Origin of the sequence: Actinoplanes sp. NPDC048988, assembly GCF_043197815.1 — a bacterium.
Taxonomy (GTDB): domain Bacteria; phylum Actinomycetota; class Actinomycetes; order Mycobacteriales; family Micromonosporaceae; genus Actinoplanes.
Genome location: NZ_JBICTW010000005.1, coordinates 164,342 through 183,148 on the forward strand (window position 1 = coordinate 164,342; position 18,807 = coordinate 183,148).

The window sequence follows — 18,807 nt, forward strand, 5'->3', positions numbered from 1 at the left end:
CGCTACTCCACGACGCTGCGGTAGAGGAACCGCCACTGAGGCAGAGCCGCCAGCCTGGTCCGGATCTCGTCGGGACGATCGAACTTGTCGACGAACAGGAGATAGCGATACTCGGGAAAGTCGGGCTCCTGGTGGTACTCGTCGTCGCCGTCGCGAAGGTCGTTGGACTGGAGCCTGAGTTTGCCGGCGCCCGTGGGCGGGCGCGCCGCGAAGTAGACGCCGCGGTAGTCGCTCTCGTGACGGACCCAGTCCACCTCAAGAGCCTCCGCGAGCCGGCCCGGTTGATCGCCGAGGCTGGGCTCCCCGAATCCGTACACGTCGTAGATCACAGTGTGCTTCCCGTTCAGAACCAGACCTTGATGGTCGGCTTGCGGCCGACGGCTTCCTCGATAGTACGGAAGATCATGACGTGGACCTCGCGGCCCGTCTCGGACGACGCGTCCTCGACGACGCCGTCGAGCCCGAGCCGGTCGAGTTCGCGTTCGGTCAGCGGCCCGGTCGATACGCCGTCGCCCCGAAATGGCACCCCGTTCTCGTGCGCCGCCCGGTTGACCGAGTCGCCGCTGATGGCGATGTCGTAGTCGCTGATCCGCCCTTCGTCGAACGGATCCCCGGAGTCCGCGCTGCGGCCGGTGACCGAACTGCCCTGGAATCCCATGTCCAGGTCGGGGTAGAGCTCGCGCATCCGGTCCCGGAACCGCGTTGCGAACTCACGGAACTGCCCGAAGTCGCGAAAGCCGTACGGCACCCCCCGGGGCTGCCCGGCCGATGACGAGGAAGGCCCGGCGGAGGAGGGCGAGCCACCGCCCGCGGCGGTCGGCCGCCCGTGCCGGAACGCCTCGCGAGCCTGCCCTTCGCCTCGTTCCACACTGCCTGGCCCACCTCGGCTCCGCCGGCCCCGGCCGCCGGCCGGTGAGCCGTCGCCGCCACCGCTGCCGTGGCCGCGGGATCTCGGAGTCAAGGTTCACCCCCATCGATATCGCTCACGACCCTATCGCCGGGGCGCCTCCAAGGGCGAGTTTGCCGTTCTTCACGCGTGGCCAGGTCTGGTAGTGGGAGGAATAGAGGCTCTGGCCCACCCACCTGGCGTCGGTGCGGACCGGGTTCTTCGGAGTGTAGGCAACGAAATTCGAGGCGTCGTCGGGGCTTCCGGTGCCGTCGTAGCGGGCCACGGCCGGGTAGGGGAAGACCGGGCGGGTGCGGGCGCCGTTGGTGGCGATGATGCGGGCCGGCTGGTGGCCGGACTCCACCCAGGACATCAGCGGGGTCAGGACGTCGAAAGTGTCGGGGCCGGCGCCGCCTGAGCAATGGGCCAGGCCGGGGAACATGTAGAGCTTGGTGAAGCTGTCGGCGTCGCGCACCGTTCGGCGTACGGCGTCGTAGTAGATCAGGGTGCTCTGGGGGGAGATGTGCTGGTCGTTCCAGCCGTGCCACAGGATCAGCTTGCCGCCGCCGCGCTGGAAGGCGTTCAGGTCGGGGTTCGAGGCCGCCATGTACGACGATGACGGCATCACTGTCTTCCAGAAGGACTCGACGGTCAGTTTCAGGTCGGTCAGCTGGTAGGAAGGGCGCGGGTTGTTCGGCTGGGCCAGGTAGCGCAGGTAGGACAGGGCGAAGTTCTCACTCGCCACCGTCCGGCCCTGGGCCGCGGGGATGAACAGGGTCCATTCGAGTTCGGAACCCCACTCGTGGGAGATGTACGGCTCCAGGCGGTTCCCCCGCGAGTCGGTGGCGCCGTCGTGCAGCTTGCGGACGACCGTGGCCTGCGCCGGCGAGAGGCAGGTGGCCGGGTTCTGGCCGGTCCGGCAGATCAGCGTCGACGGGTTGAAGTGGCAGAGGCGCGGATCGTCGATGACCGCGCCGCAGGCGGTGCGCACCGCGCTGTGAATCAGCGGCAGCTTGTCGGCCAGCAGGATGTCGTTGCCGTTGGCGTCCTTGTTGGCCAGCACGGTCCACGCGTGGTGGAAGGTGTTCTGTACGGCCATGTTGGTGGCGGGGGCGCCGGCGGCGATGCCGTCGAAGTCGCCGGGGTAGCGCTGGGCCTCCATCAGGGCCTCGCGGCCGCCGTCGGAGCAACCCGTGAAGTAGGAGTAGCGCGGGGGCTTGCCGTAGAAGGCCTTGATGAGGGCCTTGGCCGTCTGCGCGGTCACATGCACGCCGCGGTAGGCGAAGTCGATCTGGGCCTGGGGGTTGCCGGCGGCCCAGGAGCCGTCGTTGTGGCCCTGGTGGCCCATGTCGGTGGTGGCGCTGGCGACCTCGCCGTCGTCGACGGGCCGGCAGCCGGCGGCCTGGCCGTAGTTGATGGTGGCGCTGCCGCAGAGGCCGCCGCAGCCGGTCTGTACGTAGCGCTGGGTCCAGCCCCGGAGGGGAAGGCGGGCCACGATCGTGGTCGCGGGGGCGATGGTGCCCCGTACCTCGCAATCGTCGCCGGCGACGGTGGCGGACGTGATGGTGACCGGAGCGTCGGTGGCCCGGCTCAGGTCGACGTCGCGTACCTCCGCGCAATTGATCCGGGGTCCGCGGGCGGCCGGATCAGCGGTGGCGGAGGCGGAGGCGACCCCGAGGACGATGACCAGCAGCAGTGAGGACGGACGGCGCATGGGGTCACCCACTCTGGGCCGGAGCGGGACGTACCGGCGGGTGTCGTCGAAGTAGTGGCCGGTTTCGGGGTCGATGCCGCGCACAGCACCCACCATCTCCGATCCGAAGAGGATGTTGTCAACACCGATCACCTTGACGAGGAGGTCGATGCCGGGCTGGTGGTAGACGTACGTATCGAAGAAGACGTCGCCCCTCACGGTCTCCTCGAGCGGCGGGCGGCCGAGCATGTCGGCCAGGCCGCGGAAACGGCCCCAGTGGTACGGGACCGCTCCCCCGCCGTGCGGAATGATGAACCGCGGGCCGGGGAAGCGCTGGAACAGGTCCGATCACGTGCCGGCCTCGCCGGCGGGCACGATCGGGGTGCCGTGGGTGTGGAAGGTGTCGATGGTCTTGAGGCCCCAGGCCTGGCCCTTGGCGCGTTCCTCGCGGGTCCAGCTGATGGTGCGCCAGTCGGGGGCGAGGATGAGGCGCGCGCCGGCGTTGCAGATCTCGACGCGGTTGCCGCCGGGCTCCCAGACGTACAGGAAGAAGGTCTGCTGAATGGCGTGTTTGTGGGGGCCGGTCTCGATGTGGACGCCGGCGTCCAGGCAGACGTCGGCGGCGCGCAGGATCTCCTCGCGGGTGTCGGTGGCAAAGGCGACGTGGTGCAGGCGGCCGCGGCTGCCGGTCCAGTCCTCGGTGTAGACCAGGTCGTAGGTCTTGTTGCCGAGCGAGTACCAGACGGCCTGCGGCGAGCCGTCGTCCTTGACGATCTGTTCGGTGCAGCGGGCGCCGAGGGTCTCGCTGAGGAAGGTGCTCGTCTCGGGCACGTTCGCGGTCAGGTAGTTCACGTGGTCGAGCCGGCGCAGGTTGGCGCCGCGCCCCGGATACCTGGCCGCCTGGTTCTTCAGGGCCGGCCTGTCCGATTTGTCCGCCGCATACCACTCAGCGTCCCAATAGATCCCCATGTCGTGGCCGTCGGGATCGTCGAACAAATAGACCTCACCCAGACCGGGAACATCACTGGATGATTTGTCGGTTCTCAGCCCAGCGCGCAGACGATCAAGCGCCTGCGGACTGGCCGCCCGAAGGTAGGTACGGCCAACGCCCGCGTCGACGTTCCGGACGAGACGGACGGTCCACGACTGATAGTCGTCCCACGTGTGCAAGTAGATCGAGGAAGCGTCGCGGTGCACCTCCCGCAACCCCATCACGTCGACGAAGAAGTCGCGCGACTCCTCCAGCACCGCCGTCCGCAGCTCGATCGGCCCCACGTGGGCGATGTCCCGGCGCCGGTCCGGGTCGTGCGTGACGCTCATCCGACTGCCTTTCCGCTGCGCGGCCACACCAGGCCGTCGGCCAACTTGCGCGCCGTGCGCACGACGCTGCCGCGCACGAGCCGGGCCCGCGGCCCGAGACCTTCGAGTTCGCCGTACGCGTCGAAGAAGCCGCTACGGTGTCGCCGTCGTACTCGACTCGCCGCCGGGCGTCCGCACCGTCGCCTCGGCCACGCTCACCGTGGGATTCATGATGCGGATCCGCACGGTGGTGGCCTCCCCCGCCACGGCGACCGGGCCCCGCTCGATGGCGAACGGCCCGCCCCCGGCGAGCAGATTGCCGCACGTCTGCGCGCCGGCGACGATCGCCCGGCCCGGCACCACCGGCGTCCGGCACCCTCGGCGGCCCGACCACCGCGGCCTTGCTCGTCAGCGGGTGGCCACCGCCGAGCCCGTCGATCTGCCGCTCGTCGGGCGACCCCAGGACGCGCAGCAGGAGGTCGTCGCGGTCAGCGGGATCGTGGTGCACCGTGGCCACTCCCGCGTCGCGCAGGGCCTCGATGGTGCCGGGTTCGGCTCGGCGCACGTTCCGGACGACGTGATGCGATGCCAATGGCGCCTCCTCCGTCGCAGCCATGTCTACGGCCCGCGCTGAAGCCAGTCAATGTTGTCTTCTCAATTGTTGACGATATGAGCACGTCTGCCGCGGCCGGCCCGGCGAGCGGGACCAGTTCGGCGCCCGCTCGTCGGCCCGGTTCGCCGAGATGCACGAGCTCGTTCAGCTCGCCGCGGTCAGGCCAGGAACTCGGCCACGTCGGCGGCGAACTCGGCGTAGTGCTGGAACAGGAAACCGTGGGCGGCGTCCGGGTAGAGCTTGAGCCGGGCGCCCGGGATCAGGCCGGCCAGCAGGTGCGAGTAGCGGGGCAGGATCATCGGGTCGCTGTCGCCGTTGGCGACGAACACCGGGGCCTCGATGCCCGTCACGCGTTCGAGCAGGGCGTGGTTCGGGATGCCCCACTCGGTCACGGCGTCGTACTGGGCCAGGCGCGTCTCCCAGGTGGTCGCCTTGTCGCGGTCGGCTGTCCGGGCGTACATCCGGCCCAGGGCCTTCTGCCCCTCCTGACGGCTGGCCTCGGAACCGGTGAAGAAGACCCCGAGGTAGCCCTCCGGAGTGGTCTGCGGGACGCCGACAGCGCCGATGACGTCCGGGGCCCAGCCGTGCATCCCGGCCGCGCCGCGCGGCGCCGCCGAGGCCAGCACGAGACGGCGGACGGCGTCGGGCCGGATCAGCGCCACCTCCTGGGCCACGAAGCTGCCGAGGGAGAAGCCGAGGACGTCGGCCTGGGTGATGCCGAGGGCGTCGAGGAAGGCGAGGGCGTCGTGGGCCATCCGGGTCACGCTCGGCGGTGTGACGCCGGTCGTCCCGCCGACGCCGGTGTTGTCGAAGGCGATGACCCGGCGGCCGGCGGCCAGGGTGTCGATCAGCGCCGGATCCCAGCTGTCGAGGTTGCCCCGGAAGTGCTGCAGGAGCAGCAGAGGCACCCCCGAGGATCCGGTCTCCCGGTAGGCGTAGTCGATCCCGTTCTGAGCGCTCACCAGCTTGTTGGGCGAGTCGATGTAACTACTTGGCATGACGCCATGCTTCGTCCGCGCCGGCCCACCCACATACGGCGAATGACTGGCCGTCAGGGAAGTTTGGCCACCGTCAGCAGGACCACGCTGTCGTCCAGCGCCTCCAGGCTGTGCCGGGCGTCGGGGATGATGACGAGGTCGCCCGCCTCGGCGTCGCCGGCGTCCTCGCCCGCGACCAGACGGACCCGGCCGCTGAGGACCTGAAGGGTCGCGTCGCCCGGGCTGTTGTGCTCGTGCAGCTGCTGGCCGGCGGCGAGCGCGATGACGGTCTGCCGCAGGGTGGTCGTGTGGTTGCCGAAGACGGTGTGGGCGCCGCGTCCGCTCGGCACGTCCCGGGCGGTGACCGTCTCCTTGGCCGCGAGCTCGGTCAGCGAGATCTTCTCCATGCTCCGACCCTGCCCCGCCGTCCGGGTGCGGTGCAGAGGCGAAAGTCCCGAAAAGGCGCTCGGCTAGCGGGCGCGGCCGGTGCGGAAGGCGTAGGCCACCAGGGCCGCCCGGTCGCGGCAGGCCGTCTTGGCCAGCAGGTGGTTGACGTGGGTCTTCACGGTGGCGTCGGAGACGTGCAGGCGGGCGGCGATCTCGCTGTTGCTGTGGCCCTGGGCTATCTCGCGCAGCACGTCCTCCTCGCGGGCGGTCAGGCCGCTGTCCCCGGGGGCGGGGGCCACGCCGTACGGCGCCCCGCCGGCCAGCGCCTCCAGGAGGCGGCGCTGCACGCTCGGGTCGAGCTGGGCCTCGCCCGCCGCCACGGTCAGGATGGCCTGCTGGATGTCCTCGGCGCCGGCGTCCTTCGTCAGGTAACCGCGCGCGCCGGCCTGCAGGGCGCGGAAGACGGTGGTGTCGTCGGCGTACGTGGTCAGGACGACCACCCGCGAGCGGGACCCGGCCGCCGCGAGGCGGGTCGTGGCCTCGACGCCGTCCACGCCCGGCATGTTGAGGTCCATCAGCACCACGTCGGGGTCGAGCAGCGCCACCTGCCGCAGCGCGTCGGCGCCGTCGAGGGCCGTGCCCACCACGGTGAGGCCGTCGAGCAGCCCCAGCATCATGGCCAGGCCGTCGCGCACGACCTTCTGGTCGTCGGCGATCAGAACGGTGACGGTCAATTTTCCCCCAGCGGCAGCGTCAGGCTGACATGCCATCCCTTGTCGGTCGGCCCGGCGGACAGGTGTCCCCCGGCCAGCGCCGCCCGCTCGGCCAGCCCGGTCAGTCCGAAGCCACCCGACGGCAGCTCGGTCCCCGGGCCGCCGGTGTCGGCCACGGTCAGCTCGACAGTGTCCGGGCCCCACCCCAGCGAGACCGCGACCGTGGCGTCCGGACCGGCGTGCTTCGCCGCGTTGGTGAGCGCTTCCTGGACCGTACGGTAGAGCGCCAGGCCGTTCTCGGGCGGGAGCGGCCGCGGCGTCCCGGTGACCGTCAGGGTGGCGCCGGGATGCCGGTCGACCAGCCCGGGAATGAGCGACGGGCCGGGCAGCCGGTCGCCGCGCAGGGTCTCGACCACCTGACGGGCCGAGGTGAGGCCGTCGCGGGCCATGCCGTGCGCACCGGCGATCTGGTCGACCAGGCGCTGGTCGGCGCCGGTCTTGGTGGCCAGCAGGCGCGCACCCTCCAGCTGCACGGCCAGGCCGGCCAGCGTGTGGGCGAGCACGTCGTGCAGTTCGCGGGCGATCCGGCCGCGCTCGGCCAGGCGAGCCGCCTCCTCGCGGGCGGCCCGGGTGGCCGACTCCTGGGCCAGGCGCTCCTCGGCCTGCTCGCGGGCCGTGCGGTTGGCCTGCGCGAAGGCCGACGCCAGGAAGAGGAAGAAGCCGCCGATGGCCAGGTTGAGGAAGGCGCTGACGCCCTGCGACGAGTTGAGCGCCTCGGCCAGCGCGGTGCCGACCACCACGATCCCGCCGAAGACGAACGCGGGGACGCGGGAGAGCCGCAGGCCGATGCCGGCCACCGCCATGAAGCTGAGGATGTAGCCGGGCCCGGACGGCAGCATCAGGTCCATCAGGGCGCCGCAGAGGCCGGCCCCGGTGAAGCAGGCGGCGAGGATCCACGGATTCGTGAGCTTGGAGTACGTGCCGGTCAGCCACAGCGCGATCCCGGCCACCACCACGACGGGGAACGCGGCCCGGGCCGCTCCCGACGAGGGAAGACCGGCCAGGACCGCGTTCACCGCGATCACCACCGCGCTGGCGTAGACCAGCACCCGGAAGGTGCGTCGTGCGTTCACCGCGCCATTGTCCCGGACAGCTCGGGCTGCCGGAGGCGGGCGGCGGAGACCATCAGCACGACCAGGCGGGAGAGCACCATCGCCAGCGAGAGCACCACGAAGGCGGCGGTCCAGGCGTCGGCGCCGGTGATGAGGTGGGTGCGCGAGAAGTCGACCAGGCCCTGGGTGAACCAGTGGTCGGCGCCGTAGATGAACAGCATGCGCCCGGCGGTCACCGCGATCCAGATCGCCGCGAAGCCGAAGCCGGCCGTGGTCAGGATCCGCCCGGTCGACGCGTCCCGGCGCACCCGGACGAACAGCCCGGACACGACGCCCAGCAGCACACCGGCGGCCAGGCCGGCCAGCACCAGCGGCACGTCGTTGCCCTCGGTCGGGAACGAGTGGAGGTAGAAGGCGGCGACGGCCAGGACGATGACGACCGGCCGCAGGAGCCGCTTGCCGGTGAACTCGTGGGTGCCGAGCGCGGTGGTGAGCATGAGAACGAGGATGCCGAGGCTGATCAGGTAGTTCGTCATGCCCTAGACGATCCCGGCTTCGCGGGCGCGGCGAATCGGCGTACGGATGGAACTCCGGTCTCCACCCCAGGGTGGAGACCGATCCGGCCGGCCAGCTGAGCCCGGGAGGTCACCGCGAGTTTGGGGAAGATCCGGTACAGGTGCGAGCCGACCGTGCGCGGCGACAGGAACATCCGCTGGCCGATCTCGCGGTTGGACAGCCCGTCGGCCGCGAACCGGGCGATCTGAAGCTCCTGCGCCGACAGGAGGCCGGCGGCCGGCACCCCGCCGGACGCGCGCAGTTCGCGTCCGGCCCGGCGCGCCCAGGTGGTGGCGCCGAGCACTTCGAACGTGTGCCGCGCCGACTCGACCGGCAGCCGCGACTCGCTGACCCGCCGCTGCCGGCGCAGCCAGGACCCGTACTCCAGATCGATCCGCGCGGCCAGCCACGGCGACCTCGCCGCTTGGCGCGCCCGCACGAACGAGTCCTCGTCGCCGTCGAGCAGGGCGCACACGTACGGATCCCGGATCCGCGGCATCGCGTCCCGCTTGCCGCAGCGCAGGGCGGCCTCGGCGAGGTGCCCGGCGGCGTCGACCGGTCGCGGTCCGTCCATCAAGGACGACAGCGTGGTGTACGCCTCGGCGTAGCGCTCGGCGCTCAACAGGGCCACGCCCCGGGCGTACCGCACGGCGGTCGCGGTCAGCGGGCCGCCCAGGATCTCGGCCTCGGCGGCGTGCCGTCCCGAGCTCTCGGTCTCGCCGCGCACCGCCTCGACCAGGGCGATCGTCGCGGTCGCGCGGGCACGCCAGGCCGGCTGTCCGGTACGTTCGGCCAGCACCCGGCATTCGGTGGCGGCCGACGCCGCGGCCGGCCAGTCGCCGGCGGCCACGGCGGCCTCGGCCCGCAGCGCCAGCACGTGAACGAGCAGCCCCAGCCGCCCGCCGCGCCGCAGCGCCGCCGCTTCCGCGGTCAGCAGATCGCCGGCCCGCACCACGTCCCCACCGGCCAGCGCGGTCAGCCCGAGCTCCGGCCCGCTCCCCTCAGCCTCACCCGCGACCGCCCGAGCCCCAACCGTCCGAGTCCCAGCCCCGACCGTCCGAGTCCCAGCCCCGACCGTCCGAGCCCCAGCCCCGACCGCCCGGACGGCGGTCGCCCGGGGATCGCCGGCCACGTCGCCGAGAGCCGCCAGCACGGCCGGCAACGCCGACGCGGCCGGGCCGTCCCACGTGATCAGGGACAGCCCGGCCGCCGTGACCAGCGTGTCGAGCGCCGCCCCGGGCTCGCGGGCGGCGGCCAGCCCGGCCGCCGCCCGCGTCAACTCGGCGATCGCGTCGTGCGGCCGCGCCGCGAAACGGGCACGGATCGCTCGTACCCGGGCGTCTTCCGGGTCCGCGTGGTCGAGCAGCGCCGCCGCCCGCTCCGTCCACCCGTGCGCGAAAGCGCGCTCGATCTCGTCCGTCCGCTCACCGCCGGCCGGCGACCGGCCCACCCGGCGGAGCACCTTCCGGCGCCGCCGCCGGCGTTCCCGTTCCCTCTCGATCGTGCTCATGGGCCGAAGCTAGAACCGCCCAGTAGAGGACCAGTGACCATCGAGTGACGCCGCTCAGCCGCCCGTGATGCTCCAGTGCCACGGCTCGGACGGCAGGTTGACGAAGCCGTACTCGTCCGCGTGCAGTTGCAGCCACTTGAAGGCCGGGCTCTTCGAGGTGAGCGTCTTGCCGCCGGACGTGACGTCGACGGCCAGGCCGATCTCGTGCAGCGACCGGCCCGGAACGGCGGTGGGCACCCGGCACGACGAGGACGGCGCCGTGTAGATGTCCGGGCAGCCGTTGATCTTCCGCAGCTCGATCTGGCGCTGCTTGGTGCGGAAGCCGCCGCCCGAGATGTCGATGCCGGCCTTTTTAGCGTCGTCGACCATGCGCCGGTAGGCGTACGAGACGGTGCGGTGCACCGTCGTTCCGTAGATCACGACCGTGTCGGCGGTGGTGAAGGCCGGCCGGACCGCCGTCACCACGCTCCTGCTCACGGCGGCGGCCTGGCCGGCCAGCTCGGCCGGGGTCTTCAGGGCCGCGATCTTCTGCTCGGTCAGCACGACCGCCGCCGAGGCCGACTTCACCGAGTTGTTCGCGGTGTCCAGGGCGGCCGTCGCCGCCGACGACGAGGACCGGGCCTGGGCCAGGGCCGTCGCCGCGTCACGCGCTTGGGTGGTACGGACGGTGAGGGTCTTCTGCGCGGCCGTGACCCCGTTCCGGGCGATGGTGACAGCGGACTTGTGGCGCGGCTTCACCTTCGACAGCTTCTTCCGGGCCGCCGTCACCGCCGCCCTGGCCGCCGTCACGCGGTCCTTGGCCGTCTTGTCGGCGTTCGTGGCCGCGGTGACCTGCTTCGCGGCCACGGACAGGGCCGCCGTGGCCCGGGTGACCTCCACGGTGCGGGTCGTCACGGTCGTGCGCTGGGTGGCGAGTGTCTGGCGCAGCTGCGCGCCGGTGGCGGTCACGGTGAGGCTGCGGTACATCAGACTGGTCCAGCTCTGCGCGGCGGCCGGGACGGCCGCCTCGGCCGGAGCCTGCATGCCGGCGGTGGCGAGAGCGGCAGCGACGATCGCGGTGGTGACGGACCGTCGGGCTCGGGATCGGGTTTCCTGTCGTTTCGTCACCCGGCAAAGATGGTGTCGCCCGGGTGCAGCCCCAGGGCCGTCCCGGGTGCGAACCAGGTGTCACGGCACGAGCACGACCACCTTGCCGCTCACTTTGTTGTCCTCCACGTCCCGGTGCGCGTCGCGGATCCGCTCGAACGGGTAGACGGTGACCGGCCCCAGATCGAGCGTGCCGGCCGCGATCCGGTCGAGGCTGTCCTGCAGCACGGCCGGCGACAGCGAGGTGGCGTCGCCGCGTCGACCCCGTCCGGATAGAGCGCGCGGACCCGCTCAGCCACCTTCCCGTCGTCCAGCAGCGCGTGGTCGGCGGTCAGCTCGGCCAGGCGGCCGGGCTGGCGCGTGGTGGCCAGGACGGTGGCGCCCATGCTTGCGGCCAGCGCCGCCGTCGCGTACCCCAGAGCCGATGTTCCGCCCCGGATGAGCAGGGTCTGGCCGGGTCGCAGGTCAAGACCGACGGTCAGGGAGCCGTACGCCGTCTGAAGCGTCTCCGGTACGGCGCCCACCGTCGCCCACGGTAGTGCCGACGCGAACGGGATCACCTGCCGTCGCGGCACCACCGTGTACTCGGCGTAGCCGCCGTCGAAGCTGCGGCCCATCCCGCCCATCATCGCCACCACCTGCTGTCCCGGGGACAGGTCGGTGCCGGGCGCCTCGTCGACCACGCCCACGGCCTCGATCCCGGGAACGATCGGGAAGCGGGCGTTCTCCGCGTACCCCAGGCGCAGATGGAGCTCGGACCGGTTGAGACCGAAGGCTTTCACGCGGATGCGCACGTCTCCGGGACCCGGCACGGGCAGCGGCCGCTCGCGGATCTCAAGGTGCTCCACGGGTCCGGGCGAGGTCAGGACGATGGCTCTCATGGCTTATAGTTTCCACGGAATTAGATTCCATGGAATGCAATTTGCTAAGATGTGCGGCGTGACACAGAGAGTGCGCTGGGCCCATGACCTCGTACGCCTGGAGGTCGTCCTCTGGGACCACGTGGACTCCCGGCTCAAGCAGGCCCACGGCCTTTCGCTGGCCGGATTCGAGACCTTGTGGGTTCTCCAGGACGGCGAGCCGGCCCGCGTCGGCGACCTGGCCCGTGAGCTGCGGATCACCATGGGCGGCGCCAGTAAACTGGCCGACCGGGTCGGCGCCGCCGGCCTCATCGAGCGCACGGCCGACCCGGGTGACCGGCGCGCCACCCGGATCGCCCTGACCGCCGAGGGCCGGGCGATGCTGACCGCCGCCACCGGGACGTACGACGCCGCCGTGGCCGAACTGCTCGACGGCGTGGTCAGTGACCACGAACTGAGCGTGACCCACGACGTGATCACGCGCTTGCTGGCGTCCACTCGCCCCGCCGGCGCCGGTTAGCCTTGCCGCCGTGAACACGAACACCCGCGCCGACCGGGCCGCCCGCGCCTGGCTCGACGTGCACGGCGTCCTGGCCGCCACCCAGCCCGACGGCTATCTGCACGTCTCCCCCCACGGCACCGCCGAGCTCGTCACCGGCACCCGGATTCCCCTCCTCAACGGGGTCGTCGCCATCACCCGCGACCCCGACGCCGGCGAGATCGCCGGCGCCGCGACGTCCCCGCGCTTGGCGGGCCTGCCCTGGTCTCTTCGGGTACGCGGGGAGGACGCCGACGACCGCATCGCGGCCGTGGCCGCCGCACACGGGCTGGCCACCCGCTCGCCGCAGCCGTTCCTGCTCCGTGAGCTCACCCCGGCCGACGCCGCCCCGGTCGCCGGCGCCCGGCGCGTCACCGGAACCGAGAGCGCGGCCTACCAGCGGGCCCTGGCCGCCGGTTTCGGGGCGCCGCTGGACGGCATGGCCATCTTCGCCCACCCCCACCTGCTCGACCACCCGTCGATGAGCGCCTACCTGATCGAGGCCGGCGGCGAACCGGTGGCGACCGCCTTCGCCGCCCTCTCCGGCGACCTGGTCGGCGTCTTCAACATCGCGGTCCTCCCACCCTTCCGTCGCCGGGGTTTCGGCCGCGCCGCCACGGCCGCCGCCCTCAGCGACGCCTACGCCAAGGGCGCCCGCACCGCCTTCCTGCACTCGACGGCCGAGGGCCGCCCCCTCTACGACCGCATGGGCTTCCACCTGGCCGAGAACTGGACCCTGTTCACATGACCTTCGCCGACGACGTGCGGTCCGCCTTCCGGCGCGGCGAGACCGACGAGGTCGTACGGCTGTGCCGGACCGCCCTCGCCGAGTCCCGCGCCACCGAGGTGGAGGCCCTGTACGGCCTGTCCCGCGCGGCCCTGCGTTCCGGCGACCTGGCCGGCGCCACCGCCCTGGCCCGGCAGTCGCTGGAGGCGGCACAGCGCGCGGGCGACCGGGCGCTGGAGGAACGCCCACGGCACGTCCTGGCCGCGGTCGCCCGCCTCTCCGGCGACCTGGCCGGCGCCCGGGAGCTCTACCTGGACAGCATCCGCCTCAACGAGGAGCTGGGCCACGCCGAGACGGTCCTCACCGAACGCCACAACCTGGCGTTCTGCGACCTCCGGCTGGGCCACCTGGACGCGGCTCGCGAGTTGTTCGCCGCCAACCGCGCCGAGGCCGAGCGCAACGGCTGGGCCTCCTTCCTGCCGTTCGCCGCGATCGCCGACGCCTGCCTGGCCGCCGCCGAGGGCGACCACGCGCGGGCGGCCCGGCTGATCGCGGCCGCCGACGCCGCTTTCGCCGCCCACGGCCAGGTTCCCGACCCCGACGACGCCGCCGAACTCGACCTCGCCCGCGCCGAGGCGGCGGCCGCGCTGGGCGAAGCCGCCTATGCCGAGACCTACGCGCGGGCGGGCGGTCAGTCGCCGGCGCGCAGCGTGTCCGAGGGTGATTCGCCGTAGCGGGCACGGTATTCGCTGCTGAAGCGGCCCAGGTGGGCGAAGCCGCAACGATGGGCCACGGCGGCCACCGTCACCTCGCCGTACGCGGCGCGCTTCAGGATGGCGTGGGCCCGGCCCAGGCGGACCTGCCGCACGTACGCCATGGGGGTCAGGCCCAGATGCCGGCGGAACCCGTCCTGGAGTGACCGGACGCTGAGATGGCCGGCGGCGGCCAGCTCGGCCACGGTGAAAGGGCGCTCGGGGCGCTCGTTCACCGTGTCCGTCACGCGGCGGATCGCGCGCGGCGGCGCCGGTGGGGGCGGCTGGTCGAGGTCGTCGCGGAAGTTGTGGGGCAGGCACAGCAGCATGCCGTCGATCAAGGCGTAGCGCAGGCGTTCGGCGATCAGCGGGTATTCGAGCAGGCTGTGCTTGGCCACCGACTCATCGCGGAACAGGCGGACCAGGCGGCACCAGCTCGCGGCCGGGCCATGGGTGACGTCGAGGGCCGGCGGCAGCACGAGGCGGTGCGTCACCGGGCGGCCCAGCATGGCCGACAGCTCGGCGTGCAGGGCCTGTTCGTCGACCACGACCGCCAGGGGGCGGAAGTCCGCGCCGTGCCGGAACGTCACGTCGCGGCCGGGCCCGATGACCGCGGCACGGTGCCGGTCGACGCCCACCTCGTCGTGGTTGTGGCGGACCCCCGCGGTGCCGGCGGTGGCCAGCGTGACCTGGTAGCCGCCGATGTTCTCGACCGCCGTGGTCAGCGGCATGGTGAACGAGTAGCTTCCGGTCAGCAGCGCGCCCACCCGGGCCACGTCGAGCTCGAGCCGGAACGGGAAGCCGCCGGCCGTGTCCAGCCGAAGCCCGGACGGGGCGAAGAACCGGGCCATCTCCTGCCGCGCGTGGTCCATGTCGGAGCTGGCGAGCCGCCACCGCGATAAGCCGTCCACCCCCGCTACCTTGCCCACGAATTCGCATGACCCGGCGCCCTCACGCATTCATCCATGTGGACTCTTCGATTCACGTGCCTACGCTGCGGTCATGCCAACCGTCCTGTACCGGGCGCTTATCGCCACCACCGCGGTCGTGCTCGTGGCGGCCGCCGCACCGGCTCCGGCCCACGCCGCCGCGCCGGCTCCGGCGGTCGGGGCCACCACGTCGGCCGCCGACACCGTCGGCAGCGGGAACACCTGCGCCGGCTTCCTCGACGAACGGGCGCACCTGGGCAATCTGGGGATCCGGCGGGTCTTCGCCTCGGCCGGTCAGCTGCCGCCGGCCGACGCCGTCAACTGCCACACCGCGTACGGCGCCGTTCTCTGGTTCTCTTTCAAGACGTCCTGTACGCCGGTGGCCGTGGCCGCCGGCGGCTGCGACACCGAGATCCAGAACATCGCGGCCGCCATGCCGGCCGGCGCCTACCTCACGTACTTCCACGAACCCGAGGACGACATGACCGGCACCCAGTTCGTGGCCGCCTTCAGCCGGGTCTACGTGGTCGCCAAGGCCGTCAACGCCTCGATCTCGATCGTGCCGATCCACATGTCGTACCAGTGGCGGCCCGGCTCGACCGGCGTCACCAACAACGGCACCGGCGGCGACCGGGAGATCAGGGACTGGATCGTGCCGCCGCTCTACGCCGACGCGTACGGCTTCGACCTCTACTGGCAGGCCAGCACCCGGGGCAGCGAGCCCGACAACCCGGTCAGCGCCGGCAACGACCCGCGGATGCTGCGCTGGTACAACGCCGTAGCCGGCCTGGGCCGCCCGCTCACGCTCCCCGAGTGGGGCATAGACGACGACCAGGGGGTACGGGCGTCGCGTGGCCCCGCCATCCGGGCGTCCCGGGCGTGGCTGTCCGCGCGCGACTTCCGGGTCATCGCCTACTGGCAGATGGACAACTGGTATCTCGGCGCCAGTTCGGTCCCGGCCGGCGGATACCTCGATCCGGATGGGGTCGCCGCGTACCAGGAACTGGTGTCCGGCGCCTGATCGTCCGGACACAAAACGAACGGCGGCCCGCTGAAACCAGTCGGGCCGCCGTTCGCGGAATGTGAAATCAGAGAGGACGGATGTTCGACGCCTGAAGGCCCTTCTGGCCCTGCGTGACCTCGAACTCCACCCGCTGGTTCTCGTCGAGACTGCGGTATCCGCTGCTCGCGATCGCCGAGAAGTGGGCGAACAGGTCGGCGCCACCGTCATCGGGGGTGATGAAGCCGAAACCCTTGTCGCCGTTGAACCACTTCACGGTACCGGTAGCCATGTCTGCTCCTTAGCAGGCTTTCAGGGGCCGCACTGTGCGAACCCTTACGCCGCCGCGTTGATCACCCGCGCCGGAAACGACACGAAAAACGAAAAAGCGCCCGCGGGTCCAGATAACCCATCAGGCGCCGAAAACGTCTACGGAAATCAAAACTGCAACACGGCCAACTTAGCACAGAATCCGCTGATCTCCGCCGACCCGGATGCGTGCTGCGTCACAGCGACGCGCGTACAGTGCCCTGCAGGCTGACGTCCGGCCCTTGGTTCCGTCGGCCCCCAGGAGATTCACGTGACCGTTTCACCCTCGCCACGGCCCGTCCCAACCCTCCGGGAGAGGAGCGCGGCCAGTTTCCACGCCGTCCTCGCCACCGCCCTGACCGCGGGGCTGGAGCAGGCCCTCGAGGCCGGCGACCACCAGAAGGCGATCGGCTTCATCAACCGCGGCTTCGCCGAGGGAAGCCCCCAGCTGGGCTGCAAACTGCTCTGCCGGGCCACCGAGGTCATCGGGTCGGCCCGCACGTGGACGGTGCAGCTCGCGCCCCTGAGCCAGAGGGGCCGGCGGTCCACTGTGTAGAGACGGCTGTCGCGGACGATCGCGACGAGACTGCCGCGCGGATCAGGGGGTCCTCGATTCGCCGGACCGGACCTGCTCGGTGGTCACCGCGGGCCTCCCCACCACCTGCGGCCGGGCAGCGAGCTCTGCCACTGGGACGCCTCTCTCGCCGTACCCAGGAGTGTTCTTACCCCTGGGTGTTCTTACATTGCCCGAACATCGGCCGGCCGCCCGCGCGGGCACAATGGGCCGGTGACCGAGAAAGGGCTGGTGCTTCTCGTCGAGGACGAGCGCCCGATCGCCGACCTCGTGCGGCTCTACCTGGCCCGCGACGGCTTCGGCGTCCATGTCGCCCACGACGGCGAGGCGGGGCTTCAGGCCGTACGGAGGCTGCGGCCGGTCGCCTGTGTGCTCGACATCGCCCTGCCCGGCCTGGAGGGCACCGAGATCTGCCGCCGGATGCGCGAGGACGGCGACTGGACGCCGGTGGTCTTCCTGACCGCCCGCGACGACGAGGTGGACCGCGTCCTCGGCCTCGAGCTGGGCGGCGACGACTACCTGACCAAGCCGTTCAGCCCGCGCGAGCTGGTCGCGCGGGTACGCGCCCTGCTGCGCCGGGCCGCCGGCCCCGGCGACGGCGACCGGGTGCGGACGCTCGGCCCGGTCTCGCTGGATCCGGCGCGCCGCCTGGCCTCGGCCGCCGGCCGCCCGCTCACCCTGACCGCTACCGAGTTCGACCTGCTCGCGCATCTGCTGCGCCGACCCGGCCGCGTGTTCACCCGCGAGGAACTGCTGGCCGCGGTGTGGGGGTACGCGTCGCACGCGCAGACGCGCACCGTCGACGTGCACATCGCTCAACTGCGCGCCAAGCTGGCCGACTGCGCCGCCCTGATCCGCACCGTCCGCGGCGTCGGCTACACCGCCACCGCCGATGGTTAGGACGTTCACCGGGCGGGCGGTGCTCGTCACGGCGGCCACGGCGGTCGTCTCGGTCATCGTGACCGCCCTAGTCGCCCTGCCGATCGCGGTCCGGTCGGCCGACCACGCGGCCCGCGCGGATCTGTCCGAGAAGTCGGCGCTGGCGGTCGAACTGCTCACCAGCGAGCGGGCCGCGGCGCGGACCCGGATCGTGAACCGGCTGCGCGACGACGGGATCGCCGTCTACCTGGTCCGGCGGGGCGCCGCCGACCGGCCGGGCCTGCCCGCGCGGGTGGTGGGGCGGATCGCCGCCGGCGAGGACGTCGACGCCCGCGGGGTCGTGGACGGCCGGGCGGTGCTGATCTCCGGCCGCCCGCTGACCGGCAACGACGCCGGGGTGGTGCTCACCCGCGCGGCCGGCTCGGGCACGGCGGCGCGGGTGCTGGGCGGCGTGTGGATCGCCCTGCTGGCCGGTCTGGCCGGCGGGGTGGTGGCGGGCGCGCTGCTCGCCCACTTCATCGCCCGGCCGCTGCGGCAGGCCGCGCTGGCCGCGAAGCAGCTCTCGGCCGGCGACCGTTCCGTGCGGCTGCCGGTCCGCCCACCGGCCGAGGCGGCCGAACTGGCCACCGCCCTCAACCAGCTCGGCGCCGCCCTTCAGCGCAGCGAGGGCCGTGAGCGCGAGTTCCTGCTGTCGGTCTCGCACGAGCTCCGGACGCCCCTGGCCACGATCCGCGGCTACGCCGAGGCGCTGGCCGACGGGGTGGTCACCGCCGACGGCGCCGGCCGGATCATGCTGGGCGAGGCGGGTCGGCTGGAACGGCTGATCTCCGACCTGCTGGTGCTCTCCCGGCTGGAAGCGGCCGACCTTCCCGTGCAGATGGTCGCCGTGGACCTGGCCGATCTCGTCGGGTCGGCGGCCGAGGCGTGGGCGCCGCGCTGCGCCCCGGACGGTCCGCGCCTGAGCACCGAACTTCCGGACGGTCCGGTCATGGTCGGCACCGACCCGGGGCGGCTGCGCCAGGTGGTCGACGGGCTCGCCGAGAACGCGCTGCGCGTGCTGCCGTCCAGCGCGCCCCTGGTGTTCGCCGTCCGGGCCGGCGAGCGGGGCGGCGTGGTGGAGATCCGCGACGGCGGTCCCGGCTTCACCGACGAGAATCTGGCGGTCGCCTTCCAGCGGGGCGCCCTGCAGCAGCGGTACCGCCACGAACGCGCGACCGGCAGCGGCCTCGGCCTGGCCCTCGCCGCCCGCCTCGTCGAACGCCTCGAGGGCACCATCGAGGCCGCGCACGCCCCCGAGGGCGGCGCGATGTTCCGCATCACCCTGCCGTTCGCCACGTGAAGCAATCCGCCTTACCGAATCCGAACACTTCCCTGACGTGGTGCACGCGCGCCGCCGCGAGAGTGGCCG

At 72.3% G+C, this 18,807-nt stretch carries 22 protein-coding genes and 2 pseudogenes; 7 read left to right on the plus strand and 17 right to left on the minus strand.

Annotated elements, in window-relative coordinates; genetic code table 11:
- Positions 1-2: 2 nt before the first annotated feature.
- The 15 genes and pseudogenes from ACGFJ7_RS18705 to ACGFJ7_RS18775 form a co-directional block, all read right to left on the minus strand.
- On the minus strand, positions 3-329 hold the full coding sequence (locus ACGFJ7_RS18705; protein WP_392642831.1) for a hypothetical protein: 327 nt from the start codon (positions 327-329) through the stop codon (positions 3-5).
- A gap of 14 nt (positions 330-343) precedes the next feature.
- Positions 344-868 carry a hypothetical protein gene (locus ACGFJ7_RS18710; RefSeq protein ID WP_392642832.1) on the minus strand — a complete coding sequence of 175 codons (525 nt, stop codon included), beginning with the start codon at positions 866-868 and terminating at the stop codon, positions 344-346.
- 115 nt (positions 869-983) lie between these two features.
- The gene (locus tag ACGFJ7_RS18715; protein WP_392643165.1) at positions 984-2,921 is read right to left on the minus strand and encodes a tannase/feruloyl esterase family alpha/beta hydrolase; all 1,938 of its coding nucleotides are present in this window, start codon (positions 2,919-2,921) and stop codon (positions 984-986) included.
- Positions 2,922-2,927: 6 nt separating this feature from the next.
- Positions 2,928-3,899 carry a VOC family protein gene (locus ACGFJ7_RS18720; protein WP_360251632.1) on the minus strand — a complete coding sequence of 324 codons (972 nt, stop codon included), beginning with the start codon at positions 3,897-3,899 and terminating at the stop codon, positions 2,928-2,930.
- A 132-nt stretch (positions 3,900-4,031) separates the two neighbouring features.
- Complete coding sequence (locus ACGFJ7_RS18725) at positions 4,032-4,241, minus strand: PrpF domain-containing protein (RefSeq protein ID WP_392642833.1); 210 nt, start codon at positions 4,239-4,241, stop codon at positions 4,032-4,034.
- Between the two features lie 76 nt (positions 4,242-4,317).
- Positions 4,318-4,494: pseudogene (locus tag ACGFJ7_RS18730) on the minus strand (hypothetical protein); the annotation flags it as partial.
- 155 nt (positions 4,495-4,649) lie between these two features.
- Positions 4,650-5,489, minus strand: a complete 840-nt coding sequence (locus tag ACGFJ7_RS18735; protein WP_360250509.1) for an alpha/beta hydrolase — start codon at positions 5,487-5,489, stop codon at positions 4,650-4,652.
- Between the two features lie 53 nt (positions 5,490-5,542).
- The gene (locus ACGFJ7_RS18740) at positions 5,543-5,875 is read right to left on the minus strand and encodes a cupin domain-containing protein (protein WP_360250512.1); all 333 of its coding nucleotides are present in this window, start codon (positions 5,873-5,875) and stop codon (positions 5,543-5,545) included.
- Between the two features lie 63 nt (positions 5,876-5,938).
- Positions 5,939-6,589 (minus strand): response regulator, encoded by a 651-nt coding sequence (locus ACGFJ7_RS18745; protein ID WP_392642834.1) that lies wholly within the window; start codon positions 6,587-6,589, stop codon positions 5,939-5,941.
- Positions 6,586-7,701, minus strand: a complete 1,116-nt coding sequence (locus ACGFJ7_RS18750; protein ID WP_360250518.1) for a histidine kinase — start codon at positions 7,699-7,701, stop codon at positions 6,586-6,588. Before ACGFJ7_RS18750 ends, ACGFJ7_RS18745 begins: the two co-directional genes overlap by 4 nt.
- Positions 7,698-8,216, minus strand: a complete 519-nt coding sequence (locus tag ACGFJ7_RS18755; protein ID WP_360250521.1) for a hypothetical protein — start codon at positions 8,214-8,216, stop codon at positions 7,698-7,700. The genes ACGFJ7_RS18750 and ACGFJ7_RS18755 overlap by 4 nt, the downstream gene beginning before the upstream one ends.
- Positions 8,213-9,745 (minus strand): LuxR C-terminal-related transcriptional regulator, encoded by a 1,533-nt coding sequence (locus ACGFJ7_RS18760; RefSeq protein WP_392642835.1) that lies wholly within the window; start codon positions 9,743-9,745, stop codon positions 8,213-8,215. Before ACGFJ7_RS18760 ends, ACGFJ7_RS18755 begins: the two co-directional genes overlap by 4 nt.
- 54 nt (positions 9,746-9,799) lie before the next feature.
- Complete coding sequence (locus ACGFJ7_RS18765) at positions 9,800-10,852, minus strand: M15 family metallopeptidase (RefSeq protein WP_392642836.1); 1,053 nt, start codon at positions 10,850-10,852, stop codon at positions 9,800-9,802.
- A 60-nt stretch (positions 10,853-10,912) separates the two neighbouring features.
- On the minus strand, positions 10,913-11,059 hold the full coding sequence (locus tag ACGFJ7_RS18770) for a zinc-binding dehydrogenase (protein WP_360250530.1): 147 nt from the start codon (positions 11,057-11,059) through the stop codon (positions 10,913-10,915).
- A gap of 380 nt (positions 11,060-11,439) precedes the next feature.
- Positions 11,440-11,712: pseudogene (locus ACGFJ7_RS18775) on the minus strand (alcohol dehydrogenase catalytic domain-containing protein); the annotation flags it as partial.
- A 58-nt stretch (positions 11,713-11,770) separates the two neighbouring features.
- On the opposite strand from ACGFJ7_RS18775, the gene ACGFJ7_RS18780 reads away from it, so the two are divergent.
- The 3 genes from ACGFJ7_RS18780 to ACGFJ7_RS18790 are packed head-to-tail and all read left to right on the plus strand — an operon-like array spanning position 11,771 to position 13,690.
- On the plus strand, positions 11,771-12,211 hold the full coding sequence (locus ACGFJ7_RS18780) for a MarR family winged helix-turn-helix transcriptional regulator (RefSeq protein WP_360250532.1): 441 nt from the start codon (positions 11,771-11,773) through the stop codon (positions 12,209-12,211).
- 10 nt (positions 12,212-12,221) lie between these two features.
- Complete coding sequence (locus ACGFJ7_RS18785) at positions 12,222-12,977, plus strand: GNAT family N-acetyltransferase (RefSeq protein ID WP_360250535.1); 756 nt, start codon at positions 12,222-12,224, stop codon at positions 12,975-12,977.
- A complete protein-coding gene (locus tag ACGFJ7_RS18790) occupies positions 12,974-13,690 on the plus strand; it encodes a tetratricopeptide repeat protein (RefSeq protein WP_392642837.1) in 717 nt (238 codons plus the stop codon). The genes ACGFJ7_RS18785 and ACGFJ7_RS18790 overlap by 4 nt, the downstream gene beginning before the upstream one ends.
- Here ACGFJ7_RS18790 and ACGFJ7_RS18795 read toward each other — a convergent pair.
- On the minus strand, positions 13,648-14,619 hold the full coding sequence (locus ACGFJ7_RS18795) for an AraC family transcriptional regulator (protein WP_392642838.1): 972 nt from the start codon (positions 14,617-14,619) through the stop codon (positions 13,648-13,650). The two genes, ACGFJ7_RS18790 and ACGFJ7_RS18795, sit on opposite strands and share 43 nt — an antisense overlap.
- A 91-nt stretch (positions 14,620-14,710) precedes the next feature.
- On the opposite strand from ACGFJ7_RS18795, the gene ACGFJ7_RS18800 reads away from it, so the two are divergent.
- Complete coding sequence (locus tag ACGFJ7_RS18800; RefSeq protein WP_392642839.1) at positions 14,711-15,658, plus strand: hypothetical protein; 948 nt, start codon at positions 14,711-14,713, stop codon at positions 15,656-15,658.
- A 67-nt stretch (positions 15,659-15,725) separates the two neighbouring features.
- Here ACGFJ7_RS18800 and ACGFJ7_RS18805 read toward each other — a convergent pair whose 3' ends face one another.
- The gene (locus tag ACGFJ7_RS18805) at positions 15,726-15,929 is read right to left on the minus strand and encodes a cold-shock protein (RefSeq protein WP_360250547.1); all 204 of its coding nucleotides are present in this window, start codon (positions 15,927-15,929) and stop codon (positions 15,726-15,728) included.
- Between the two features lie 288 nt (positions 15,930-16,217).
- Between ACGFJ7_RS18805 and ACGFJ7_RS18810 the strand changes: the two genes are divergently transcribed.
- From ACGFJ7_RS18810 to ACGFJ7_RS18820, 3 genes are all read left to right on the plus strand, one after another.
- Positions 16,218-16,502, plus strand: a complete 285-nt coding sequence (locus ACGFJ7_RS18810) for a hypothetical protein (RefSeq protein WP_392642840.1) — start codon at positions 16,218-16,220, stop codon at positions 16,500-16,502.
- A gap of 231 nt (positions 16,503-16,733) precedes the next feature.
- Positions 16,734-17,420, plus strand: coding sequence for a response regulator transcription factor (locus ACGFJ7_RS18815; protein WP_360250553.1), 687 nt, complete (start codon positions 16,734-16,736; stop codon positions 17,418-17,420).
- On the plus strand, positions 17,413-18,738 hold the full coding sequence (locus tag ACGFJ7_RS18820) for a sensor histidine kinase (RefSeq protein ID WP_392642841.1): 1,326 nt from the start codon (positions 17,413-17,415) through the stop codon (positions 18,736-18,738). The genes ACGFJ7_RS18815 and ACGFJ7_RS18820 overlap by 8 nt, the downstream gene beginning before the upstream one ends.
- Positions 18,739-18,807 lie beyond the last annotated feature (69 nt).

Bases quoted from the DNA above. Each gene is read 5' to 3' on its own strand.
- ACGFJ7_RS18820 (WP_392642841.1), top strand. From the start codon at position 17,413: ATGGTTAGGACGTTCACCGGGCGGGCGGTGCTCGTCACGGCGGCCACG.
- ACGFJ7_RS18755 (WP_360250521.1), bottom strand. From the start codon at position 8,216: ATGACGAACTACCTGATCAGCCTCGGCATCCTCGTTCTCATGCTCACC.
- ACGFJ7_RS18800 (WP_392642839.1), top strand. From the start codon at position 14,711: ATGCCAACCGTCCTGTACCGGGCGCTTATCGCCACCACCGCGGTCGTG.
- ACGFJ7_RS18740 (WP_360250512.1), bottom strand. From the start codon at position 5,875: ATGGAGAAGATCTCGCTGACCGAGCTCGCGGCCAAGGAGACGGTCACC.
- ACGFJ7_RS18760 (WP_392642835.1), bottom strand. From the start codon at position 9,745: ATGAGCACGATCGAGAGGGAACGGGAACGCCGGCGGCGGCGCCGGAAG.
- ACGFJ7_RS18720 (WP_360251632.1), bottom strand. From the start codon at position 3,899: ATGAGCGTCACGCACGACCCGGACCGGCGCCGGGACATCGCCCACGTG.
- ACGFJ7_RS18805 (WP_360250547.1), bottom strand. From the start codon at position 15,929: ATGGCTACCGGTACCGTGAAGTGGTTCAACGGCGACAAGGGTTTCGGC.
- ACGFJ7_RS18735 (WP_360250509.1), bottom strand. From the start codon at position 5,489: ATGCCAAGTAGTTACATCGACTCGCCCAACAAGCTGGTGAGCGCTCAG.
- ACGFJ7_RS18790 (WP_392642837.1), top strand. From the start codon at position 12,974: ATGACCTTCGCCGACGACGTGCGGTCCGCCTTCCGGCGCGGCGAGACC.